The organism is Phytohabitans maris, assembly GCF_031085175.1.
GTDB lineage: Bacteria > Actinomycetota > Actinomycetes > Mycobacteriales > Micromonosporaceae > Phytohabitans > Phytohabitans maris.
The window spans coordinates 232279-254289 of the sequence record NZ_JAVHUY010000002.1 but is presented as its reverse complement, the minus strand read 5'-3'; the positions used below and the strand labels follow the sequence as shown (position 1 = coordinate 254289).

The following is a 22011-nucleotide window of genomic DNA, read 5'->3' as shown; positions in this document are numbered from 1 at the left end:
CCTCCGGCGCGCATGATGGGGCCCATGACGCCACCCCTGGCCAGGCTCGCCGGGCTGCTCGCCGACGGCACGCGGGCCACGTTCTGCCTGGCGCTGCTCGACGGCCGCGCCTGGACGGCGGGCGAGCTTGCCCGCTACGCGGGCGTCGCCGCATCCACCGCCAGCGAACACCTCACCCTCCTCGTCGCCGGCGGCCTCCTGGCCGAGGAACACCAGGGCCGCCACCGCTACGTGCGCCTGGCCACGCCCAGGGTGGCTGAGCTCATCGAAGAGATCTCCGGGTACGCGGACGCGGGCTCGCCGGCACCGCACCAGTCCTTGCGCGGCGCGGTCGCCAGCGAGGCGATGGCACGCGCCCGCACCTGCTACGACCACCTCGCCGGACGGCTGGGCGTACGGGTGACGGAGGCGATGTCCGCACGTGGCCTGCTGGAGGCCGAGGCGGGCTTCGCGCTGACCGAACGCGGCCGAGCCTGGCTGGAGACCGAGGTCGGCGCCACGCTGGGCGGCGGCCGTCGACCGCTGGTGCGCGCCTGCCTCGACTGGACCGAACGCCGCCCCCACCTCGCCGGCGCGGCCGGTGCGGCTTTGTGCCGGCGCCTGCACGAGCGGGGCTGGCTGGTGCGCATCGGCACCCAACGCGCCGTACGGGTCACCCCCGACGGCCAGGCCGGCCTGCGTGACCTGCTCGGCCTCTCGCCAGCCGACCTGACCTGAGCGCACGCGTTCTCCAAAGCCCGCTGCTCGCTAGTATCGGGCGCGATGAAGCTGAAGCTGGACCTGCACGACATCTTCAACCGTGGCCATGACATCGACCGCGCGCTGCGCGGCATCATCGACGAGGCCGTGGCGAAGAAGGCCACCCTGGTCGAGATCATCCCGGGTAAGGGCTCGGGTCAGCTGAAGAAGCGCGTCCTGCGGTTTCTGGATCAGAAGGAGATCAAGGAGCTGTACCACCGCGTGGAAAAGGACTCCAAGAACTTCGGCCGCCTCTTCGTCCACTTCAGGTGGAAATAGCCCGCTGATTCATGCCCGTGCTGCGGCGTTCGACAGTGCCGCATCGCTCCGCGCCGCCTTCACCTCCGAGACCGATCTGTTTTCGCGGCGCCATGTCGCACCGATCATGACCGGTCAGCAGGTCTGACTCCCGCAGCCTCACCGTCCACGTTTGACAGGCCCCCGCTGGTCGGCGGTGCGTGGGTCCGCGCCGACAGCCTCGGGGCCTGCGGCCGCGAGGAGGGTGTCCTCGAAAAGGGCGGCCTGACGGCCACCGGGTGAGTGGGCAATGTCGGGGACATGCTCGTTGCGGCCGCCTTGCAGTGGGCAAAGTCCCCGACATTGCCCACTGCTGCGGCGTTCGACCCGGGATGACCACCGCCGGATCGACCTTTCGGGGGTGTCGCGGCAGATCGTGGGACGAGCCTGGGGCGGTGATCGTTGAGATCGTGGTATCTGGGTGCCCTCGGAGGGGCACTGAAATACCACGATCGCCGCGCGTCGACGGGTTTGGTCCTTGATCGACTTAGGGTTAGTGGTATTGGGTCGGGAGATCGGTCCATTGACACGTCTGAAACGCGTTGACAACATGGGCGGATGGTTGGGAGCGCTCCCACCCACCGATGCCCCACCCATCGGGAAGGATCAACGTGACCAGACCCATCGGACGGCTCGCCATCGCCGTTACGGGCACCTTGCTCGCCACCGGCGGCGTCACAGGCGCCACGGCCTCCTCCGCGTCCGCTGAGGGGCCCGAGCAGATCGTCAACGGCACCTTCGACAACGGGCATGCCCCCTGGTGGGGGACTGCCAACATCGCCCTCGACTCGAGCGGCGGCCAGCTCTGCGCCGACGTACCGGGCGGCACCGTCAACCCGTGGGACGTGATCATCGGGCAGGACAACGTGCCGCTGGTCAGCGGGGAGACCTACGCATACACCTTCTTCGCCACCGCCACCCCCGCCAAGGTGGCCAAGGCGCTCATCCAGCTGCCGGTCGACCCGTGGACGCAGTACCTGAGCGCCAACCCGGAGCTGAGTGTCTCCGGTAACCAGTACACGTACACGTTCACCTCGCCCGTGGATCTGCCGAACGCGCAGGTGGCCTTCCAGATCGGCGGCAGCGCGGACCCGTGGCGCTTCTGCGTCGACAACATCTCGCTGACCGGCGGAGCGGTGCAGGAGCCGTACGAGCCGGACACCGGGCCGCGGGTGCGGGTCAACCAGGTCGGCTACCTGCCCAAGGGTCCCAAGAACGCCACCCTCGTCACCGACGCCACGGCGGCCCTGCCGTGGCAGCTGAAGAGCGCGTCCGGCAAGGTGGTCGCCTCCGGGCGTACCACGCCGCGCGGGGTGGACGCCTCCTCGGGGCAGAACGTGCACAGCCTCGACTTCAGCCGCTACACCAGGGCGGGCACCGGCTACACGATCGTGGCGGACGGGGAGACCAGCCACCCGTTCGACATCGGTGCGGGCTTCTGGGAGAAGCTGCGCACCGACGCGCTGAAGTTCTACTACACGCAGCGCAGCGGGATCGAGATCCTCGACAGCCTGCGCCCCGGCTACGGCCGCCCGGCCGGCCACGTCGGCGTCGCGCCCAACCAGGGTGACACCAACGTGCCCTGCCAGCCCGGCGTCTGCGACTACACGCTGGACGTCTCCGGCGGCTGGTACGACGCCGGCGACCACGGCAAGTACGTGGTGAACGGTGGCATCTCGGTGTGGCAGCTGCTCGGCGAGTACGAGCGCTCCCGCGAGCCGTGGACCCTGCGCGACGGCACGCTGGGCATCCCGGAGAGCCGCAACCGGGTGCCGGACATCCTCGACGAGGCGCGCTGGGAGCAGGAGTTCCTGCTGAGCATGCAGGTGCCGGCCGGCGAGCCGCTCGCCGGCATGGCCCACCACAAGATCCACGATCAGACCTGGACCGGGCTGCCGCTGCTGCCGCACCTCGACGACCGCCTGCGCGAGCTGCACCCGCCGTCGACCGCGGCGACGCTCAACCTGGCCGCCACCGCGGCACAGGCGGCGCGCGTCTACTGGCCGTACGACCGGGCGTTCGCCCTGCGCAACCTCGCGGCCGCGAAGACCGCGTGGGCCGCGGCCAAGGCCCACCCGGACCTCATCGCCGACCCGGCCGACGGCAACGGCGGTGGTACCTACAGCGACCCGGACGTCAGCGACGAGTTCTACTGGGCGGCCGCCGAGCTGTACATCACGACCGGTGCCCGCGAGTTCAAGGACTTCGTGCTCGCCTCGCCACACCACACCGCCGACGTCTGGCGCGAGCGCGGCTTCGACTGGGGCAACACCGCCCAGCTCGGCCGGCTCGACCTGGCCACCCGCCCCAACCACCTGCCCGACCGGCACCGCGTGCGGGCCTCGGTGGTGCAGGGCGCCGAGAAGTACCTGGCGACGCAGAAGGCGCACCCGTACGGCATCCCGTACGCGCCGAGCGACAACGTGTACGACTGGGGCTCCAACAACCTCGTCATCAACAACCTGGCGGTCATCGCGACCGCGTACGACCTGACGGGCAAGGAGCGCTACCTCGACGGCGTGCTCCAAGGGATGGACTACATCCTCGGCCGCAACGCGCTCAACCAGTCCTACGTGACCGGGTACGGCGAGGTGGCCTCGAAGAACCAGCACAGCCGCTGGTACGCCCGGCAGCTCAACCCCGACCTGCCCAACCCGCCGGTGGGCACGCTCTCCGGCGGCCCGAACTCGTCCATCCAGGACCCGGTCGCACAGCAGAAGCTGCAGGGGTGCGCCCCGCAGTTCTGCTACATCGACGACATCGAGTCGTGGTCGACGAACGAGCTGACCATCAACTGGAACTCGCCGCTGGCCTGGATCTCCGCGTTCATCGCGGACAACGACGAGGGCTAGAGCGGGGACAACGACGAGGGCTAGAGCGGGGACAACGACGAGGGCTAGAGCGGGGACAACGACGAGGGCTAGAGCGCACAACGACGAGGGCTAGATAGGGACTGTCGTGGCTACCGCCACCAGCTCGCTGGTGTGGGATCCGGCGATCCCCACGTCCGGCGGGCGGGGGCGGTAGCCCGGCAGGCCGCTCAGCCCGTCGCTGCCGTCCATCACCCGCAGGCTCACCTGGCCCGCCGGGCCGCCGGACGGCCGCAGCACCAGCTCCACCTCGACGCCCTCCGGCGGCGGGGCGTGGAAGACCATGCCGAAGGACCAGCGTTCGCCCTCCCGGCCCACCGGCGCGGCCTGGCCGGCGACCCGGGCCGAGACGACCGTCGCGGTCGCGGCGTCCACGTGCAAAGACAGCAGCCGTACCGGACGCTGCGGCCGGACGCGCAGGCGCAGGTGCCGCTCGCCCGGCGCGCTGGTGAGCGGCTGAACGTCCACTGTGGGCGCTGGCAGCGCGGCCGCCTGCGCCGGCCCGGTGCGAAACTCGCCGTCGCCCAGGGCGGGAAAGTCGGGCAGGGGCGCGGGCTCGCCGGAGACGTACCGCGACGTCCACTCCTGCTCGCCGCGCTCCAGGCTGAGCCAGGTCGCCTTGCCGGTGCCGGCGTCCAGCGCGTACATGAGGTGGGTCGGCGAGGGGTGCTCCGCGTCGAAGCCGTTCGCCGAGAACCCCGTCACCGTGAACGCGACCGCGGCCAGCGCGCCGGCCAGCCCCGGGTAGATCGCGTGGCGCCGGGCCAGCATCGCGGCCAGCGCCCGCTGCCCGCCGGCTTCGGCGAAGAGCAGGTCGACCACGGGCAGCGCGGCGAGCCCGAGCAGTACCGCGAAGAGGGCACCCACCGCGCCCATCGCCAACCCCAGCGCGGGAAAGAGGAGCGTGACCGTGGGTACCAGGATCACGGTGGCCACGGCGGCGCCGGCGGTGACCGCCACGACCGCGATCCGCGGGACGGCGAGCGCGAGGATCCCAGCCAGAGCGGCGGCGAGGGCGGGGAGCGCGGCCAGGTACGAGCCGCCGGGCGCCACGAACGCCAGCGCCAGGCCGAACACCACAAGCCAGCCGAGACCGCCGATGGCCAGAGCCGCCGGACCGAGGCGGCGACGCAGCAACGCGTACCAGGTGAAAAGGACCGCCGCGGAGAGTGAGATCACCGCGAGCCGGAACCACAGCGGGCGGTATGGGTCGATCATCTCGGTGTATCCCGGCCGGATCGCGGCGAGCAGCGCCCACAGCAGTTGGGCCAGCACCGGCGCGAGCAGCACCGGCACGAGTCCCAGCCCGAGCCCGGCGACCACCCGCGGCCAGGTGGTGCGGCCGCGGCGGCGGGCGAGCCAGGCCAGCGCGGCGGTCGCGACCAGCGCGGCGAGCGCCAGCGGCCAGGTCAGCCAGCCCGGGTAGCGGGCCAGGCCGCCGGGGACCGGGAAGTAGGTGGCGTCGCCACTGGCCTCCACAGTGGACAGATCGACCCGGCCGAACTCGCGGGCCAGCGCCAGCGCGTTGTCGCCGTGCTGCTGCAGGCTCGCCCGGTCCATCGTGGCGGGCGTGTCCAGCGGGGTGTGGTAGACGGCCGCGCCGTCGATGTACGCGGAGTTGAGGCCGGCGAAACCCTTGTCGAGAAACGGGGTGAAGTCGGTGTCGTTGGGCAGCAGCCGGTACACCTCGACCGCGAACGACGTGCCCACCGGGTGCGGCGCGGCCCGCCCGAAGGCGTTCACCAGCCCGGCGTTGCGGCGGGACGTCTCGAACGTGATGACCGGGCCGCCGCTGCCGCGCGCTTCGAGGTTGAGGACCACGCCACCGTTCGCGGCGAGCGGGTGCGCCGAGACGAACGCCGAGGCGCCGCAGAGGCACGCCTCCTCGGCGTCGGTCAGCACGAACACCACGTCGTTGCGGGGGCGCGGCCCGCTGGTCAGCGCCCGCGCCACCTCCAGGATCGTGGCCACGCCCGCGCCGTCGTCGTTGCCGCCCGGCCCCACCTGTACCGAGTCGTAGTGGGCGACCAGGAAGACCCGGCCCGTCGAGTCGGTGCCGGGTAGCGTGGCCACCACGTTGCGCACCCGGGCGAACGTCGCGCCGCCCGAGCCGCCGGAGAGCTGCCCCGCCTCGGTGCCCACCGTGTCCTGTACCGCCGGGGACAGGCCGAGATCGCGGAGCGTCGCCTCGATCCGCTCGCGGTTACGGTCGTTCGCGGCGCTGCCGGCCACGTGCGTATGCGCGCCGAGCGCCGCCACATGCGGGTACGCCCGACCGGCGCTGAACTCCGCCGCCGGCGCGTCCGCGGGGCGGGGCTCCGGCGGCCGGAGGTCGAGCAAGGTGATCGCGCCGACCGCGACCAGCGCGGCGACGGCCGCGAGCGCGGACAGACCGCGGCGGCGGGGGCGGGTGAGAGCGCGGTCCGCGGGGCGTTCGAGATCCACGACCATGGCTGACATCATGCGGCCGGAACGCCGCCCTGGCATCCTGGGGCACGGCGGGTCGCCGGTACTGCCACACGTGGCCTAGCGTGTTGGCATGTCTGTCGCACGGGTGTCATCGCCGCGCTCCCGCGGAGGCGCGCGATGACCGTCGTGCCTCCGCGGGCATATCCGTACGGAGGGGCCGATCCGGGTGCCAGCATGCCCAGCGGCGAGCGGCTGCGCGTGCTCCTCGTGGAAGACGACGAGGCCGACGCGTTCCTCGTCGGCGAGCTGCTCGCCGAGGCCGACGCCAAGGTCGACCTCGTGGTGGCCAGCAGCCTCACCGACGCGCGCGAGCGGGTGGCCGGCGTCGACTGCGTCCTGCTCGATCTCGGCCTGCCCGACGCGCAGGGGCTCGACGGGCTCCGCCAGGTGCTGATGATGGCCGTGCACGCGGCGGTCGTCGTGCTGACCGGCCGCCAGGACGAGCACCTCGGCGTCGGCGCGGTCGCCGAGGGCGCACAGGACTACCTGCTCAAGGGCCAGGTCGACGGGGTGCTGCTGACCCGCGCGCTGCGCTACGCGGTGGAGCGCAAGCGGGCCGACGAAAACGCCCGGCGGCTGCGCGAGGTGGAGCTTCGCGCGGAGGAGTCGGCCCGGCTGGAGCGCGGCCTGCTGCCCCAGCCGTTGATGACCACCGACCTGGTCCAGACCCACCCCTTCTACCAGCCGGGCCGGCATGCCGCCGTCATCGGCGGCGACTTCTACGACGTGGTGCAGGCGGACCATCGGCTGCACCTGATCGTCGGCGACGTGTGCGGCCACGGTGCCGACGAGGCGGCGCTCGGCGTCGAGCTCCGGGTGGCCTGGCGGGCCCTGATCCTCGCCGGCGTCCCCGAAGACGCGGTGCTGCCGGCGCTGGAGCAGGTGCTGATGAGCGAGCGCAAGGCCCGCGAGATCTTCGCGACCGTCGCCGCCGTGACGCTCGACCTCCCCGGCAACCGGGCGACCTTCCGGCTGGCCGGCCACCCGCCACCGCTGCTGCTCTCCGGCGGCAAGGTACGGCCGGTGCCGGCGCCGCACGGGCTGCTGCTCGGCGTGCAGCCCCGGCCGCCCCGCCCCTACGACCTGGAGTTCGACGGTGAGGACTGGTCCCTGTTGATGTACACGGACGGCCTCATCGAAGGGCGGGTGGGGCGCGGCAACGAGCGGCTCGACGTGAGTGGCCTGTGCGCGCTGCTCGGCGAGCGGGAGGCGCGCGACGTCGACCTGCGCGCCCTGCCGCAGTGGCTGATCGGGCGGGCCGAGGACGCCAACGACGGCCCGCTCGCCGACGACGTCGCGATGCTGCTGATCTCGAGGGGCGCCGGACGGTGAAGCGATCCTGGAGCCTGCGGCAGCGGGTGACCGCACTCTGTGCCGTGGTCGGCGGGATGCTGGCGCTGGTCGCGATCGCCGCCTCGGGCACCGCCGCGGCCACCCGCTCGCAGGTCGACACGCTGGCCAACCGCGCCACCCCGCTGCGCACCGAGTCGGAGGCGCTGCTCACCGCCCTGGTCGACCAGGAGACGTCGGTGCGGGGCTTCGCGCTCAACGGCAACGAGCAGGACCTCCAGCCGTACACGAACGGGATCGCCGAGGAGCGCCGGCTGACCGACGCCATGCTTGCCCTGGTCGAAGACGAGCAAGGCATCCGGGATCGCCTGCAGCGGGTGACCGAGGGCGCCTCCGCCTGGCGGCGTGACGTCGCCGAGCCGGTGATCGCGACGGTCCGGAGCCAGGGCGCGGCGGCCGGCCAGGCGCTCGTCAACGACGCGTCCCGCCAGCAGTTCGACCAGCTCCGGGCCACGGTGGAGGCGCTGCAGGCCGAGATCCGGGTATTTCGCAACGAGACGGCCGATCAGGCCAAGAGCAGCAGCAACCTCCTGGTCGTACTGCTCATCGCGGCCACCCTGATCGTGCTGCTGGCCGGGGTCGCGCTGCTGGTCTCGCTGCGCCGGATGGTGATCGAGCCGTTGACCGGCCTCGCCGAGCAGGTCCGGGCGGTGGCCGGCGGCCAGTACGACCACCCGATCGAGACCACCGGCCCGCCTGAGCTCGCCACGCTGGCCGTCGACGTCGAGGGCATGCGCCGGAAGATCGCCGCCGACCTCGCCGAGGTACGCGAGGCGCGGGAGCGGGTCGAGTGGGTCAACGGCCAGCTCCAGAGCCAAGCCGAGGAGCTGATGCGCTCCAACCGCGACCTGGAGCAGTTCGCGTACGTGGCCTCGCACGACCTCCAGGAGCCGCTGCGCAAGGTGGCCAGCTTCTGCCAGCTGCTCCAGCGGCGGTACGCGGGCCAGCTCGACGAGCGCGCCGACCAGTACATCGCGTTCGCGGTCGACGGCGCGCAGCGGATGCAGCGCCTGATCAACGACCTGCTCGCGTTCTCCCGGATCGGGCGGATGACCGCTGGCTTTACCGAGGTCGACCTCAACGTGCTGATGGCCGACGTGGCGAGCCAGACCGAGTCCGCCCGCAACTACGCCGGCGGGGAGCTGACCTGGGACGAGCTCCCCACCGTGCTGGGCGAGCAGGCGCTGCTGACCACGCTGCTGGCCAACCTGGTGAGCAACTCGATGAAGTTTCGCCACCCCGACCGCCCGCCTCGCGTGCACATCTCCGCGGTGCGGGTCGACGACGAGTGGGAGATCAGCTGCCGCGACAACGGGATCGGCGTCGAGCAGGAGTTCGCCGACAAGATTTTCGTGATCTTTCAGCGGCTGCACGCCAAGGATTCGTACCCGGGCACCGGCATCGGCCTCGCCATCGCAAAGAAGATCGTCGAATACCATGGCGGCCGGATCTGGGTCGCGCCGGACGTCGACGAGGGTACGGTGATCAGGTTCACGCTCCCGGTGCTTGCCGGGAGGGAGGATGAGCCGGCGGGCGAGAATGAGCCGGTGCGAGACAGCGAGGTGAACGCGTGACGGTCCCCGCCGACGGGAGGAGCCCGATCGAGGTCCTCTTGGTCGAAGACGATCCGGGCGACGTCCTGATGACGCAGGAGGCATTCGAGGAGCACAAGCTCCGCAACAAGCTCACCGTGGTCACCGACGGCGACGCCGCCCTCGCCTACCTGCGCCGCCAGGGGGAGTACAAGGACGCCGTCCCGCCGGACCTCATCCTGCTCGACCTCAACCTGCCCCGCCGCGACGGCCGCGAGGTGCTCGCCGAGATCAAGAAGGACGAAAAGCTCGGCCGCATCCCGGTGGTCGTCCTCACCACCTCGCAGGCCGACGAAGACATCCTGCGCAGCTACGAGCTGCACGCGAACGCGTACGTCACCAAGCCGGTCGACTTCGACCGGTTCATCGCCGTGGTCCGCCAGATCGACGAGTTCTTCGTCAGCGTGGTGAAGCTGCCGCCTCGTGGCTGACCTGATCGACTCGGTCGGGCAGCTGCTGCGCGAGGCGGCGGCCACCGTGGTGCTGCCCTCCTTTCAGCACCTGGCCGAGGGCGACGTCGAGGAGAAGGCGCCCGGCGAGGTGGTCACGGTCGCCGACCGGCGGGCCGAGACGCTGATCGCCAACGGCCTCCGCGCGCTCCTGCCGGACTCGCTCGTGGTGGGCGAGGAGGGCGTCGCCGCCGACCCGTCCCTGCTGGAGCTGCTCCACGAGCCGGGCTCGGTCTGGATCGTCGACCCGATCGACGGCACCGGCAACTTCGCGGCCGGCCACGGCCCGTTCGCCATCATGGCCGGCCTGGTCCGCGGCGGTGCGCCGATCGCGGCCTGGATCCTCGACCCGCTGGCCGGCACGCTCGCGGTGGCCGAGGCGGGCTCCGGCACGTACGTCGACGGCACCCGCGCCACCCTGCCCGACGGTGCCTCCGGCCCGCTGCGCGGGGCCGCACTGAGCCGCTTCCTCCCCGCCGACATCAAGGCCCGCGTCCAGCGCGGCCTGTCGGCCATCGACGAGGTGCTGCCGGGCCTGCACTGCGCCGGCCGCGAGTACGTCGACATCGTCACCGGCGCCCAAGACTTCGTGCTCTTCTGGCGCACGCTCCCGTGGGACCACATGCCCGGCACGCTGCTGGTCCAGGAGGCCGGCGGCGTCGTGCACCGGCTGGACGGCTCGCCGTACGACCTGACCGGCGACGGCCACGGCCTGCTCGCCGCCGCCAACGAGGCCACCTGGCGCCGCGTCCACGCCACCCTGCTCAGCTGACGCGGACCCGAGCTACCGCGACGTCCGCTGGTGGTCCAGACCGTTGCGCGGCTGCGTTTCCGCGGCCTCGCCCTCCGCGGTTCACAACCCACCCCACCCCGGCCGAACGACCCGGCCCGCCTGCGGCACCGCTCCCCGTCCGGGTGGTCCGAGCCCTCCTGCGGAGGCGACCACCTTCCGAGATCGACCCAGGCGCAGATCATGGTATTTCAGTGCCCCGATAGGGGCACCCAGATACCACGATCACCCAGGCGGCCCGAACCGTGACCCGACCCGAGAGGTCTTTAGTCGTTCTCTTCGTCGCCGTTGCCCTTTCCTGATTTGCCGTTGCCCTTGCCGGAGTTGTCGCCGTCGGACGCGCCGGAGCCCGAGCCGGGGCCCGAGCCGGGGCTGGCTGGCGCCGGCGGGGCGCCGGAGACCAACGCCTCGCACTCGGTGCCGTCCACCGCGAACGCGGTGGGTAGCGGATTCCCCTTCTCGTACCGGCCGGTCAGGCCCATCGCCACCGAGTCGCCGGCCGCGATCGCCCGCTGGCCCGACGGTTCGATCACCACGTCGCGGCCGGCCTGCGCGAACTTCACCGAGCGGGCGCCGACGAGCCGCTGGTCGCCCGGGAACGCGAAGGTCAGCCGCCACCCGTCGACCGGCTGCCCACCGGCGTTCGTGACGGTCAGGTCAGCGTGGAACTCGCGACCGGAGTCCCGCTTCAGCGCGTACGCCACCGAGCAGGCCAGCGCGGGCCGGGTCGAGGCCTCGGGCAGTACCACCGCGGCGGCGGCGGCGCCCGCGCCGGCCGTACCCGATGGGCTCCTGCTGCCGTGGACCCACAGCCCTCCGACGACGGCGAGCAGCGCGGCCGCGGCCAGTGCCGCGCCGGTCCACTGGCGCCCGCGTGCCGGTGGGGCCGGTGTGGCGACCGGGACCCACGAGGGCGACGAGAACGACGCCAGCACGCCCGCCGCCTCCGCGCTGCTCGGCCGGTTCTCCGGCCGCTTGGCCAGGCACCGCCGGCAGAGCAGGGCGACCGCCTCGGGCAGCCCTTCGACGGGTGGCAGCGGGCCGGGGTCGCTGTACCGGTGGGCGCGGAGCATCTGCGTCGTGGTGGCCGCCTCCCACGGCAGGTGCCCGGTGAGCGCGCGGTAGAGGAGCAGGCCCAGCGCGTACACGTCGGTGGCCGGCGAGACCTGCCCACCCTCCAGCCGCTCCGGCGCGAGGTACGCGGGAGTGCCGAGAAGGCTGCCGTCGGGTGTCGCGTCGCTCGCGCCGACCAGCGCGGAGATGCCGAAGTCGACCACCTTCGCCCCGGCGGCGGTGAGCATGACGTTGGAGGGCTTCACGTCGCGGTGCACGACGCCGTGCGCGTGCGCGACGGCGAGCGCGGACGCCACCTCGCCGCACGCCTTGACCGCCTCCGGCCAGGGCAGGGGGCCATCGCGGTCGAGCGCCGTCGCCATCGACTGCCCGTCGATCAGCTCCATGACCACGTACGGGGACTCGTCCCGCTCGCCGTAGTCGTACACGTTCGTGATGTGCGGGTGGCAGAGCTTTCCGGCCGCCTGCGCCTCGGCGCGCAGCTGCCGGCGGCGGTGGGGGTCGGCGGCGAGCCGGGGCGCGAGCACCTTTACGGCGACCGGTCGGTCGAGCACTTCGTCGTACGCCCGCCAGACCACCGCCATGCCGCCCGCGCCGAGCCGTTCAACAAGGCGGTACCGCCCTCCCAGCACCGTCATGCCAAATCAATTGCCCCGCCCGTCAGCGGCTACACCTGGGAACGGTCACGGTCCGGCAAGGAGTTGGTCGACCGGTGCGAAGTCGTCGGTCAGCACCCGCGCGTCCGCCACGAACTCCTTCAGCTGGGCGCCGGAAAGAAGCGTGACCGGTTCCAGCGAGGCGCTGACGAGCTGGGCGTGGATCGCGTCGAGGGGCAGCGGCCGGTCGGAGGCGACGATCACGAAGTTGGCGCCCTGGTTGCCGGCCAGCGCGTTGGGCGGGGCGATCAGCGCGACGTGCGGGAAGACTTCGGCGACGGTCGCCATCTCGGCGCGGATGAAGCGCAGCGGCGGGTAGTCGATCACGTTTTGCGTGTACACGCCGCCGGGACGCAGCGTGCGGTGGATCTGCTCGGCCATCTCCCGGGTGGCGAGGTGCCAGGGGACCACCAGGTGGCCGAACGCGTCGCCCACCACGAAGTCAACGCTCGCCGCGGGGCGGGCGGTGAGCAGCACGCGGGCGTCACCGACCACCGGCGTGAGGTCGGGGCCGGTGCGTAGCCCCAGCTCGTCGCGGGCCAGGTCGACGAGCCCGCCGTCGATCTCGTACACCTCGTTGGTGCCGCCCGGGCGGGTGGCGTTGAGGTAGCGCGGCATCGTGAACCCGCCGCCGCCCAGATGCAGCGCGTCGAGCGGCCTGCCCTCCGGCGCCATCTTGTCGGCGACCGCAGCGATCCACTGGGTGTACGCGAACTCCAGGTGCTCCGGGTTGCCCAGGTCGACGTACGAGTGGCGGGCCGAGTTGAGCATCAGGGTGCGGCCGAACGGGTAGGCCGGGTCCTCGACGACCGTCGCGCAGTGGTACGCCGTCTCGACGTCGCAGGGGTTGGGCGCCACAGTGGAGAGTCCGGCGCCGGCCAGCCCGACCGCGGCGAGCAGCGCGCGGGCGCGGGGCGGGCTCGGCACGGGGTCCCGGCGGTGCAGGTACACCCCGAGGCCGATGCCGATCGCGCCGAGCAGCCCGGCCAGCCCCAGGATGATCACGGTGGTGGGCAGGGCGGCGACCAGCACGAAGCCGGTGACCAGCGTGGCCGTGATGCCGCCCAGCGTGCCGATGCTGGACAGCTTGCCGACCACCTGGCCGGTGCGCCGCAGGTCGCCGAGCTGGAGCTTGACCACCAGCGGGCTGACGCCGGAGAGCAGCGCGGCGGGAAGGAAGACGGCCAGCGCGGTGAGCAGGATGATGCCGGTGTCGGCGCTGCCGCGCAGCCCCTCGCCGGCCCACCGTACGACCGGCAGCGTCACGGCCGTGGCGATCGCGGCGAGCACCAGCGCCGGAGCGAGGAGGCGGCGCGGGTCCTGCCGGTCGGCGAGGTAGCCGCCCAGCCACGCCCCGTAGGCGATGGCGCCCAGCGCGACGCCGATGACCGCGCTGGTCACCTGGAGGGTCACGCCGACGTACGGCCCCACGAGGCGTAACGCGACCGTCTCCAGCACGAGGACGGCGCCGCTCGCCAGGAAGACGAGTGCGGCCGCGAGCTTGGGCGGCAGGGGTGTGGTGGTCTGCGGAATTGTCTCCATCAAGGAGAAAGGGTAATCAGATTATCGAGAGGTGCACGTGATTCGTGTGCCGTGCCGCCGCACTACCACTCCCGCTGTACGCCCTCCAGCCCGACGCCGGCGACCAGATCTGCCGGAACCAGATCACGTAGAGCACGCCCAGACGGTCGGCGTTCTTCACGAAAAACGCGGCCAACCGGTTGCCATATGTGCGGTCGTCACCGGTCGCGTCACTGTCTTTGAAGGTCGACTCCGCTGACGAGAAGTCACATGCCCGGCCCAACGGATGCTCACCACCGCCCCCGCTGCGCTTGCAGGACGTGTACCGCTTGAAGCCGGCCGCCCGCGCCTGGTTGTACGCGTGCAGCGTGCGCGCGGTGATGCAGCCGCTCGTGGTCGGGTCGTCGACGATGCACTTTTCGCTCGGCCAGGAACCGTCGGAGTTGCGCGGCGCCGGCTGGGCGAGCGGCGAGCTGGCGTCGACGAAACCGCCGGCCGTACCGATGCCGAGCGCCTTCTCCAGGTCCTTCTTCTTCGCGGCCATGATGGCGACCTGCTTGGCCTGCTCGCGGACCTCGTTGTCGATCGCGGCCTTGGTGCGCGCGACCTCTTCGCGCGCCTCGGTGAGCCGGCGCATCGCCGCGCCGTCGCGCTGGGCCAGCAGCTCGAGGCCGGAGGCCCGCTGCAGGAACTCGTTGGGCGTGGCGCTGTTGAGCATCATGTTGATCGGCGTGAGCCGGCCGACCCGGTAGGACTCCGCGGCGAGCACGGCCACCTCGCCGCTGACCACGGCCAGCTGCTCTTGGACCTTGCGCAGCTGGAGGTTGAGCTCGAGCTGGTGCTTTTTAGAATTGGCGAGCTTGGCCTTGGCCTCGATGTGCCCCTTGTTGGCTGCCTCCAACTGCACCCGGAGGGTCTTGGAGGCGCCCTCGTCGTCGGTGTTTGGCGCTGCCGCCGCGGGCCCCGTGGCGATCCAAGCCAGGACCAGACCGAGCAGCACCGCTAGCGGACGACGAAGCACGGTGCGAGAGCCTACCGGAACCAGCAGCCCCGCTAGTCACACGAGCCTCAGAATTAAGGCACCGCTGTGGTATAGGACGGACCGATCACGCGACGGAGAAGCCGCCGTCCACGAAGAGTGTCTGGCCGGTCACGTATCCGCTCGACGCGCTCGCCAGAAACACCGCCGCACCCGCGAAGTCGCCCAGCTCGCCATTGCGCCCCACCATCGTGCGGGCGGCCGCCGACGCCACCCGCGCCGGGTCGGCGAAGAACTCCGCGGTCAGCGGCGTGCGCACGATGCCGGGCGCGATCGCGTTGGACGTGACGCCGTGCCGCGACCACGCCTCGGCCTGCGCGCGGGTCAGCCCGGCCAGCCCCGCCTTCGCCGCCCCGTACGCACCGCTGTTGCCGTACGCCCGTACCGACTGCTGGGAGGCGATGTTGATGATCCGGCCCCAGCCCCGGGCCGCCATCGGCGGGCCGAAGCGCTGGCCGAGCAGGAAGGGCGCGGCGAGGTTGGCGGAGATCGTCGCGTCCCAGTCGTCTTCGGTGAGGTCGGACAGGTGCGGGCGCCGGTTGATGGCGGCGGAGTTGACCAGGATGTCGGGCTCGCCGTACCACCCGGCGGCCGCCTCGGCCGCCGCCCGCAGTGCCTGGCGGTCGCCGAGGTCGGCGCAGACCGCCGCCGCCTCCACCCCGACGGCGGCGAGCTCGGCGACGACCGCGGCCAGCGGCGCCTCGCGCCGCGCGACCAGCACCACCTTGGCGCCCGCGCGACCGAGGGCCTCCGCGATCGCGCGGCCGATCCCCGAGCTGCCACCGGTCACGACCGCCACGCGCCCATCCAGCGAGAAAAGACGCTCCAGGTATGCGGACACAGGCGGATTTTAATGGGCGAAGCGACGGCCGGCTATTGAGCCGTACATCACGTCGCCCCGGTCATGACTGACGCCAATCTGACACGAGGGCGCCGTTAATCCACCGGCCGACTTGGGCACCCCACCCGAACGTTACGCGAGGTGGCGCCAAACGGATCAGCTGCTCCAAGGGCGTTCCTGGCAGACTTTGGCGAGTCAGCATGTCTAGAGGGGTCACGGCATGATAGGCGACAGGCTGGACTTGTCGGAGCAGATGCCTACGCACCACGCCGACGCGAGAATCGCATTTGGCACGGAGTCCGCATCCACCGCGGAATCCACAAATGCGTCGGACCGGCGCGACGTCGACCTGCCGCCGGCCGAATTAACCGCGCTCGCCGATATCCACGTGCGGCGACAGAGCGAGACGCCCGATCCTCACAGGATGTAGACCCGCTCCAGCTCGCCACTCGGGTGCTTGATGAGAATGCTGCCGCCACCCCGGTCGAGCAGCTCCTCGACCAGCTGGTAGACCTGCAACGACCGGTTGATCACATCGGTCTTCGACAGACCGGTCGCGCCGCTGATCGCCTCCAGCGCGTCCGCCGACTTCGGCGTCAGGTTGACTGTTACCCGGACCAGACCCCCTGGGCTACCACTGGCGGCCGTCGGAGGCACGGACGGCGGGGTCGTCTCGGGCTCTACTGTCTTTTCCTCGGTCTGCTCCCGCACGGCGACAGCACGATTCTTGTTGGTATCCATTCGGGACACACTCCTCCGTGGCGCCAAAGAGACACGGACGCGGTGGCACCCAGCACCTGGGGCTGGGGGCGCCGGCGCCTGCCATCCGTGCCTGCGATCACCATCGTACGCGGACCATCCTGACCTGACATGGCGTTCGCATGTAGCTTGTACCGCTACGGCCCACCATAGCCCAGGGGGCCGCTAGCGACATGATACGAATGGCTGATGCCCATCGTCTGAGCGATGTATGTATCGGTCATGACTCCACCATCGACCAGCGCGCAGCGATCGTCAAGTCCCAGCTAGGCGGAACCTCGCCCGACTTGATGGGGACATGCCGCGACGGGCGGAGTGATTCGTGTCACCCCATCGACCGAGATGCTCTGGCGAATCCGGCAAATCGCCCCTGTCCTGCCTAGCCGGCTGGGCTTCCGGATCTCCTAAGGACCTGGCCAGGGCGGCTGTCGGGCTGACTTGCCGACCGCATTCGCCGTTGGCAACTTGCTCACCACGTGGCCGACCGGCGTCTAGAGGCAACCGGCCCGAGTGCAGGTACTGTGACTAAAGAGCAGTCACGAGCTGCACAACAACAGCCTTTCGTACTGTGTTTGTCAGGTCTTCGGTCGCATCCGACACTCCCGGGCACCCCCGAACCGGAGCGCTCAACATCCGGCAAGCAACCAGTGAGCGAGGTGCAAGATGACATCCCGGAAGCGACAGGTCGCCCGGTCGATTGACCTCACCCGGGAGCCGAACAGCTACAGTCCGAACGATCCCACCTTCGTCCGGGCGCCCGAGCCCAACCAGCTCACGCTCAACGCCGACCTGGAGCAACGGCGGCTCGGGCTGCGCCTCAAGGCCAACCAGTCGCTCGACGACGCCGTGACCTACCTGCTCATCTGCGTCGGAGCGGCGTTGCTCGCGACGGGACCGGCCGCTGCCGGCCTGGGCGCGCAGGCTCCCTACTGGGCCGTCCTCGCGACCAGCGCCGGTGTGTGCCTCAGCGCGTTGGGTGCCGGACTGGCGTTCGCATGGCGGCGGCGCCGCCCGTAGGTGCTTCTGCCTGACGCGGCGCCGCGTCAGGCAGAGCACATCGGCTGCCGTCCGCGTCTTGGGGTGGTCAGCGCGGGTTGTTGTCCGCGCGGCGAGGGGGTGACGTGAGCGTCCACACCCGCGCCGGCTCGGGGTGGTCGGCAAGCCGTTGGCCCGGCAGACTCCGGTCCGTGACGCCCGCCGAGGCGAGGAAAACCCCGGCGGGCGCTGGCGCGAGATCAGCCGGGCGTCCAGCCGGACCGAACCGTCACGATGATCAGAATGATCAGGATGACGGCCGGGACCAGGATCGTCCTGGTGATCCGAACCCGTACATCAAGCTCCGCGCTCATATCCACCTCACCTCCCTCCGGATTTTCGGTTGACGCGGGACTACGAACGCCGCACGGCCTCCTACACATCGGTCATCCCGTGGTATCCAGCCGCGGAGTGGCTTCCGAAGCGTCGACGGCGAAAGATGCGGGAAGCGTGTGGCGCGACAGTCATAGTGACCCACCAATCGTCGCCTGCGCAACTTTCGGCCCGCCTTTGCAATTTTGCCTCCTACGCGCGCCGATTGGGGGGACCACCCCAAGGCAAACCGGGTTTGGCATAGGGTGCCCAACGCTGCGCTTGCTTGGGTGTGAGCCGCCAAGGGCTGGTCGCGAAGGTGCCAAAATCGATCCGGTCGCCTTGGTGCCAACGATTTGATGAGAGAAGCCAAGTGGCCATTCGTTACCCGGTGGTGCCTTATCCGATGTGCTTGTCGGCGCTGGTTTCGAATTCAAAGCGGGGCTGATTTCTGATCGCTCGCGTACGGGAATTGCCGTGGGTTTTCCCTGCCCGGGGGGCGCGTGCCATACTGGCGGCCTGGGCACGGCTAAGGCGAAGCCGCCGGGCCCGCACCAAATAACCTGACGGATTGTCTGTTGACGCGGGCGAGCTTCAGGTGCACTGATGGCCCTCCCCGGTGGCTCGGGTGAGGGCCATCTTTATGCACCGTCTGGCGAAGCTTCACGGCTGGCGATGAGCTTGCTTCGGCCCGCGTTTCGGCACTTAGCGCGATGGCGAGCGCGGCTTCGTTGGTAGTCGCCCGCCAATTCCGCAGCCTGGGGTCGACCGGCGCGTAGGCGCGGTCCACAACCCCAACCCCGCACCGCGCCACCACCCGGGCGCTCCGCGCTAGGCCGCCCCTTTCCCTTGATCGGCGCCCGAGATCAGCCGCAGGATCAGATCGTGGTACATGAGTGCCCCCGGAGGGGCACCTAAATACCGCGATCACCCGCACAAGGGGTTCGACGTTTCTTCAGACGGGATCTTGCCCCGGTCCGCAGCAGCTGTAGACCGCAACGGTCCGGACCGCCGCGGACGTCGCGGTAGCTCATTGGTGGCTACGTCGTGGCGGCGAAGCGCTGCACCTGCTCGGTGGTGCCGGCCACGATGAGCACCGCCGAGCTGGGTACGACGGTGTCGGGCGTGGCGTAGATGAAGTCGGCGCCGTGCGTCTTGACCCCGACCACCGTGACGCCGTACTTCGTGCGGAGGGCGACCTCGGCCAGCGTGCGGCCGACCGCTTGGCGCGGGGCGCGGGTCTTGGCGATGGCGAAGTCGTCGTCCAGCTCGATGAAGTCGAGCATGCGGCTGGTGATCAGGTGGGCCACCCGCTCGCCCATCGTCGCTTCGGGGTAAATGACGTGGTGGGCGCCGACCGAGCGCAGGATCTTGCCGTGCTTTACCGAGATCGCCTTTGCCCAGATCTCGCGCACGCCGATCTCGGTCAGCGCCAGTACGGTCAGCACGCTCGCCTCGATGTCGGTGCCGATGCCGACGACCGCCCGGGCGAACTCGGTCATGCCGATCTGCCGCAGCACCTCCTCGTCGGTGGCGTCAGCCTGTACGACGTGGGTGAGCCGGTCGGACCACTGCTGCACCAGGTTGGGGTCCTCGTCGACGCCGAGCACCTCGTGACCGAGCCGGGTCAGCGACTCGGCCACCTGACCGCCGAAGCGGCCGAGGCCGATCACCGCCACGTTTTCGTACGCGGTCGGCGCCTTGGTCTTCTCAGCCAACGATGGGTCGCTCCTCCGGGTATCGGTACAGCCGGTGGCGGGTGTTGAGCGCGAGCGCCGCGGCGACCGCGATCGGCCCCACCCGGCCGATGAACATCAACACGATCAGCACGAGCTGTCCCGGTCTGGACAGCTCGGGGGTCAGGCCGACGGTGATGCCCGCGGTGCTGAACGCCGACGTCACCTCGAACAGGGCCCGGTCCATCGAAACACCCTCGCTGAGAGCGAGCAGCCCCGAGGTACCGGCGGCGACCGTCGCCACGCCGAGAAGGGCGACCGAGGTCGCCTGCCGCTGGGTGGCCTCGGCGATCCGACGGCGGCCGACCACGACGTCGCGCTCGCCCCGCACCTCGGTCCAGATCACGTACGCGAGCAGGAAGAACGTGGTGACCTTGACGCCGCCGGCGGTGCTCGCGCTGCCGCCGCCGATGAACATCAGGCCGGTGATGAGCGTGGTCGTGTCGGCGTCCATCGCGCCGTAGTCGACCGTGTTGAAGCCACCGGAACGGGGGATCGTGCCCTGTACGAAGGCGGCCAGGATCTTCTGCGTGACGCTGAGCGGACCGAGGGTGCCGGGGTTGGTCCACTCGAAGACCAGCACGGTCGCGAAGCCCGCCGCCAGCAGCACCAGCGAACCCCACACGGTCAGCCGGGTATGTGTCGACCAGGCGGACGGGCGGCGCAGCTCGTGGAAGAGCTCGTACAGCACGGGCACGCCCAGGCCACCGATGATCACGCCGAGCGCCAGCGGCACGCAAATCCACCAGTCGCCGACGAACCCGAAGAGGCCGTCACTGCGCAGCGAGAAACCCGAGTTGTTGAACGCCTGTATCGCGTTGAACACACCCTCCCAGATGGCCGACCCCAGCGGCATGTCGTACGCGAGCCAGAGCCGGCCGGCCACGATCGTCGCGATCACCGCCTCGCTGGCGAGCATCACGACCGCGGCGAGCACGAGCACCGTGCGTACCTCGCCGAGGGCCAGGCCGGAGCTCGTCTCGGCCCGCGCCATCAGCCGGCTGCGCAGGCCCAGGCGCTGGGAGACGAGCAGGCCGAGCAGCGTCGCCATCGTGGCGATGCCGTAGCCGCCCACCTGGGTGAGCAGCGCGATCATGACGTGCCCGAAGTCCGACCAGTAGGTGGCCGCGTCCACCGGGGACAGTCCGGTCGTGCAGATCGCCGAGGCCGCGGTGAAGAGCGCGGTCATGAACGACGCCGACCCCGGCCCGCGGGTGGAGACGGGCAGCAGGAGCAGGACGGTGCCGATCGCGATCACGCCCAGGAACGCGAGCGGCACGATCCGAGCGGGGTGCTGCAGGGTCCGGCGCATCAGGCATGTTCATATCACGGCCGATCATTGGAAAGTCTGCCTTCGTCCAGGGCGGCTTGACTCTGGCCGTGCGAACCAAACTTCCAGTAGTGGTCTTGGCCGGCGCTATGCTGGCGGCCATCGTTGCCGTACCTTCCGGCGCCGTCGCACACCGCGACGAAGAGCCGACCGTCATCGGACACCGCGGAGCCAGCGGCTACCGCCCCGAGCACACGCTCGAGGCGTACCGGCTGGCGATCGCGGCCGGAGCCGACTACATCGAGCCCGACCTGGTCTCCACCAAGGACGGTGTCCTGGTGGCGCGCCACGAAAACGAGATCTCCGGCACCACGGACGTCTCCACCAAGCCCGAGTTTGCCAGCCGCAAGGCGACCAAGACGATCGACGGCGTGGCGGTGACCGGGTGGTTCACCGAGGACTTCACGCTGGCCGAGCTGAAGACGCTGCGGGCCAAGGAGCGGCTGCCGCAGGTGCGCCCGACGAACACCGCGTTCGACGGCACGCTCGAGATCCCGACCTTCCAGGAGGTCATCGACCTGGCCCGGGCCGAGAGCCGCCGGCACGGCCGGACGATCGGCGTGTACCCGGAGACCAAGCACCCGACGTACTTCCAGGGCATCGGGCTGCCGCTGGAGGAGCCGCTGGTCCGGATCCTCAAGCGCAACCGGCTCACCGAGAAGAAGGACGCGGTGATCGTCCAGTCCTTCGAGACGGCCAACCTCCGCAAGCTCGACAAGTTGATCGACGTCAAGCTCGCCCAGCTGATCAACTCCTCCGGCAAGCCGTACGACTTCGTCGTGGCGAACGACCCGCGCACCTACGCCGACCTGGTCAAGCCCGAGGGTCTGAAGTGGATCAGCCGGTACGCCGACGGTGTGGGCGTGGAGAAGAACCTCATCGTGCCGCGCGACGCCACCGGCAAGCTCCTCGCGCCGACCACGCTGATCCGCGACGCGCACCGTAACGACCTGATCGTGCACGCGTGGACCTTCCGGGCGGAAAACCAGTTCCTCCCGGCCGACTTCCGGATCGGCACCGACCCGAACGCGCGCGGTGACATCTTCGCCGAGTTCGCGCTCTTCTACGGCCTGGGCCTGGACGGCGTCTTCAGCGACCACCCGGACACGGCCGTGGCCGCCCGGGTGGGCTTCGCGAAGTAGCTTCCGCCCTT

General features: G+C 70.7%; 17 protein-coding genes. 9 read left to right on the top strand and 8 right to left on the bottom strand.

Annotated features, from left to right (window positions below):
- Positions 1-24 precede the first annotated feature (24 nt).
- From RB614_RS02955 to RB614_RS02945, 3 genes are all read left to right on the top strand, one after another.
- On the top strand, positions 25-717 hold the full coding sequence (locus RB614_RS02955) for an ArsR/SmtB family transcription factor (protein WP_308710741.1): 693 nt from the start codon (positions 25-27) through the stop codon (positions 715-717).
- A gap of 45 nt (positions 718-762) precedes the next feature.
- Complete coding sequence (locus tag RB614_RS02950; protein ID WP_308710740.1) at positions 763-1017, top strand: Smr/MutS family protein; 255 nt, start codon at positions 763-765, stop codon at positions 1015-1017.
- Positions 1018-1619: 602 nt separating this feature from the next.
- Complete coding sequence (locus RB614_RS02945; RefSeq protein ID WP_428982913.1) at positions 1620-3887, top strand: glycoside hydrolase family 9 protein; 2268 nt, start codon at positions 1620-1622, stop codon at positions 3885-3887.
- Positions 3888-3977: 90 nt separating this feature from the next.
- Here the strand turns inward: RB614_RS02945 and RB614_RS02940 are convergent, their stop codons facing one another.
- Positions 3978-6356 (bottom strand): M28 family peptidase, encoded by a 2379-nt coding sequence (locus RB614_RS02940; RefSeq protein ID WP_308710739.1) that lies wholly within the window; start codon positions 6354-6356, stop codon positions 3978-3980.
- A gap of 135 nt (positions 6357-6491) precedes the next feature.
- Between RB614_RS02940 and RB614_RS02935 the strand changes: the two genes are divergently transcribed.
- The 4 genes from RB614_RS02935 to RB614_RS02920 are packed head-to-tail and all read left to right on the top strand — an operon-like array spanning position 6492 to position 10537.
- Complete coding sequence (locus tag RB614_RS02935; RefSeq protein WP_428982912.1) at positions 6492-7706, top strand: PP2C family protein-serine/threonine phosphatase; 1215 nt, start codon at positions 6492-6494, stop codon at positions 7704-7706.
- Positions 7703-9298, top strand: a complete 1596-nt coding sequence (locus RB614_RS02930) for a sensor histidine kinase (RefSeq protein WP_428982911.1) — start codon at positions 7703-7705, stop codon at positions 9296-9298. The genes RB614_RS02935 and RB614_RS02930 overlap by 4 nt, the downstream gene beginning before the upstream one ends.
- Positions 9295-9747: a response regulator gene (locus tag RB614_RS02925; protein ID WP_308710738.1), complete on the top strand. Its 453-nt coding sequence runs from the start codon at positions 9295-9297 to the stop codon at positions 9745-9747. Before RB614_RS02930 ends, RB614_RS02925 begins: the two co-directional genes overlap by 4 nt.
- Positions 9740-10537 carry an inositol monophosphatase family protein gene (locus RB614_RS02920; RefSeq protein WP_308710737.1) on the top strand — a complete coding sequence of 266 codons (798 nt, stop codon included), beginning with the start codon at positions 9740-9742 and terminating at the stop codon, positions 10535-10537. Before RB614_RS02925 ends, RB614_RS02920 begins: the two co-directional genes overlap by 8 nt.
- Positions 10538-10821: 284 nt before the next feature.
- On the opposite strand, the gene RB614_RS02915 is transcribed toward RB614_RS02920, so the two are convergent.
- From RB614_RS02915 to RB614_RS02895, 5 genes are all read right to left on the bottom strand, one after another.
- The gene (locus tag RB614_RS02915) at positions 10822-12267 is read right to left on the bottom strand and encodes a serine/threonine-protein kinase (RefSeq protein ID WP_308710736.1); all 1446 of its coding nucleotides are present in this window, start codon (positions 12265-12267) and stop codon (positions 10822-10824) included.
- A 45-nt stretch (positions 12268-12312) separates the two neighbouring features.
- Positions 12313-13827: a fused MFS/spermidine synthase gene (locus tag RB614_RS02910; RefSeq protein ID WP_308710830.1), complete on the bottom strand. Its 1515-nt coding sequence runs from the start codon at positions 13825-13827 to the stop codon at positions 12313-12315.
- Positions 13828-13843: 16 nt separating this feature from the next.
- Positions 13844-14827 (bottom strand): coiled-coil domain-containing protein, encoded by a 984-nt coding sequence (locus tag RB614_RS02905; RefSeq protein WP_308710735.1) that lies wholly within the window; start codon positions 14825-14827, stop codon positions 13844-13846.
- Between the two features lie 85 nt (positions 14828-14912).
- Positions 14913-15686, bottom strand: coding sequence for an SDR family NAD(P)-dependent oxidoreductase (locus RB614_RS02900; RefSeq protein ID WP_308710734.1), 774 nt, complete (start codon positions 15684-15686; stop codon positions 14913-14915).
- A 417-nt stretch (positions 15687-16103) separates the two neighbouring features.
- Entirely contained in the window at positions 16104-16427 is a 324-nt protein-coding gene (locus RB614_RS02895; protein WP_308710733.1) for a ribbon-helix-helix domain-containing protein, read from the bottom strand.
- A 681-nt stretch (positions 16428-17108) separates the two neighbouring features.
- Between RB614_RS02895 and RB614_RS02890 the strand changes: the two genes are divergently transcribed.
- The gene (locus RB614_RS02890; RefSeq protein WP_308710732.1) at positions 17109-17462 is read left to right on the top strand and encodes a hypothetical protein; all 354 of its coding nucleotides are present in this window, start codon (positions 17109-17111) and stop codon (positions 17460-17462) included.
- A 1370-nt stretch (positions 17463-18832) separates the two neighbouring features.
- On the opposite strand, the gene RB614_RS02885 is transcribed toward RB614_RS02890, so the two are convergent.
- Together RB614_RS02885 and RB614_RS02880 are read right to left on the bottom strand one after the other, a co-directional pair.
- Positions 18833-19510: a potassium channel family protein gene (locus RB614_RS02885; RefSeq protein ID WP_308710731.1), complete on the bottom strand. Its 678-nt coding sequence runs from the start codon at positions 19508-19510 to the stop codon at positions 18833-18835.
- The gene (locus RB614_RS02880; protein ID WP_308710730.1) at positions 19503-20840 is read right to left on the bottom strand and encodes a TrkH family potassium uptake protein; all 1338 of its coding nucleotides are present in this window, start codon (positions 20838-20840) and stop codon (positions 19503-19505) included. Before RB614_RS02880 ends, RB614_RS02885 begins: the two co-directional genes overlap by 8 nt.
- 107 nt (positions 20841-20947) lie before the next feature.
- Here RB614_RS02880 and RB614_RS02875 point away from each other — a divergent pair, with 107 nt between their 5' ends.
- The gene (locus RB614_RS02875) at positions 20948-22000 is read left to right on the top strand and encodes a glycerophosphodiester phosphodiesterase (RefSeq protein ID WP_428982918.1); all 1053 of its coding nucleotides are present in this window, start codon (positions 20948-20950) and stop codon (positions 21998-22000) included.
- Positions 22001-22011: the final 11 nt, after the last annotated feature.

Bases quoted from the DNA above. Each gene is read 5' to 3' on its own strand.
- RB614_RS02890 (WP_308710732.1), top strand. From the start codon at position 17,109: ATGACATCCCGGAAGCGACAGGTCGCCCGGTCGATTGACCTCACCCGG.
- RB614_RS02950 (WP_308710740.1), top strand. From the start codon at position 763: ATGAAGCTGAAGCTGGACCTGCACGACATCTTCAACCGTGGCCATGAC.
- RB614_RS02955 (WP_308710741.1), top strand. From the start codon at position 25: ATGACGCCACCCCTGGCCAGGCTCGCCGGGCTGCTCGCCGACGGCACG.
- RB614_RS02940 (WP_308710739.1), bottom strand. From the start codon at position 6,356: ATGGTCGTGGATCTCGAACGCCCCGCGGACCGCGCTCTCACCCGCCCC.
- RB614_RS02875 (WP_428982918.1), top strand. From the start codon at position 20,948: ATGCTGGCGGCCATCGTTGCCGTACCTTCCGGCGCCGTCGCACACCGC.
- RB614_RS02910 (WP_308710830.1), bottom strand. From the start codon at position 13,827: ATGGAGACAATTCCGCAGACCACCACACCCCTGCCGCCCAAGCTCGCG.
- RB614_RS02895 (WP_308710733.1), bottom strand. From the start codon at position 16,427: ATGGATACCAACAAGAATCGTGCTGTCGCCGTGCGGGAGCAGACCGAG.
- RB614_RS02915 (WP_308710736.1), bottom strand. From the start codon at position 12,267: ATGACGGTGCTGGGAGGGCGGTACCGCCTTGTTGAACGGCTCGGCGCG.
- RB614_RS02945 (WP_428982913.1), top strand. From the start codon at position 1,620: ATGCCCCACCCATCGGGAAGGATCAACGTGACCAGACCCATCGGACGG.
- RB614_RS02935 (WP_428982912.1), top strand. From the start codon at position 6,492: ATGACCGTCGTGCCTCCGCGGGCATATCCGTACGGAGGGGCCGATCCG.
- RB614_RS02880 (WP_308710730.1), bottom strand. From the start codon at position 20,840: ATGCGCCGGACCCTGCAGCACCCCGCTCGGATCGTGCCGCTCGCGTTC.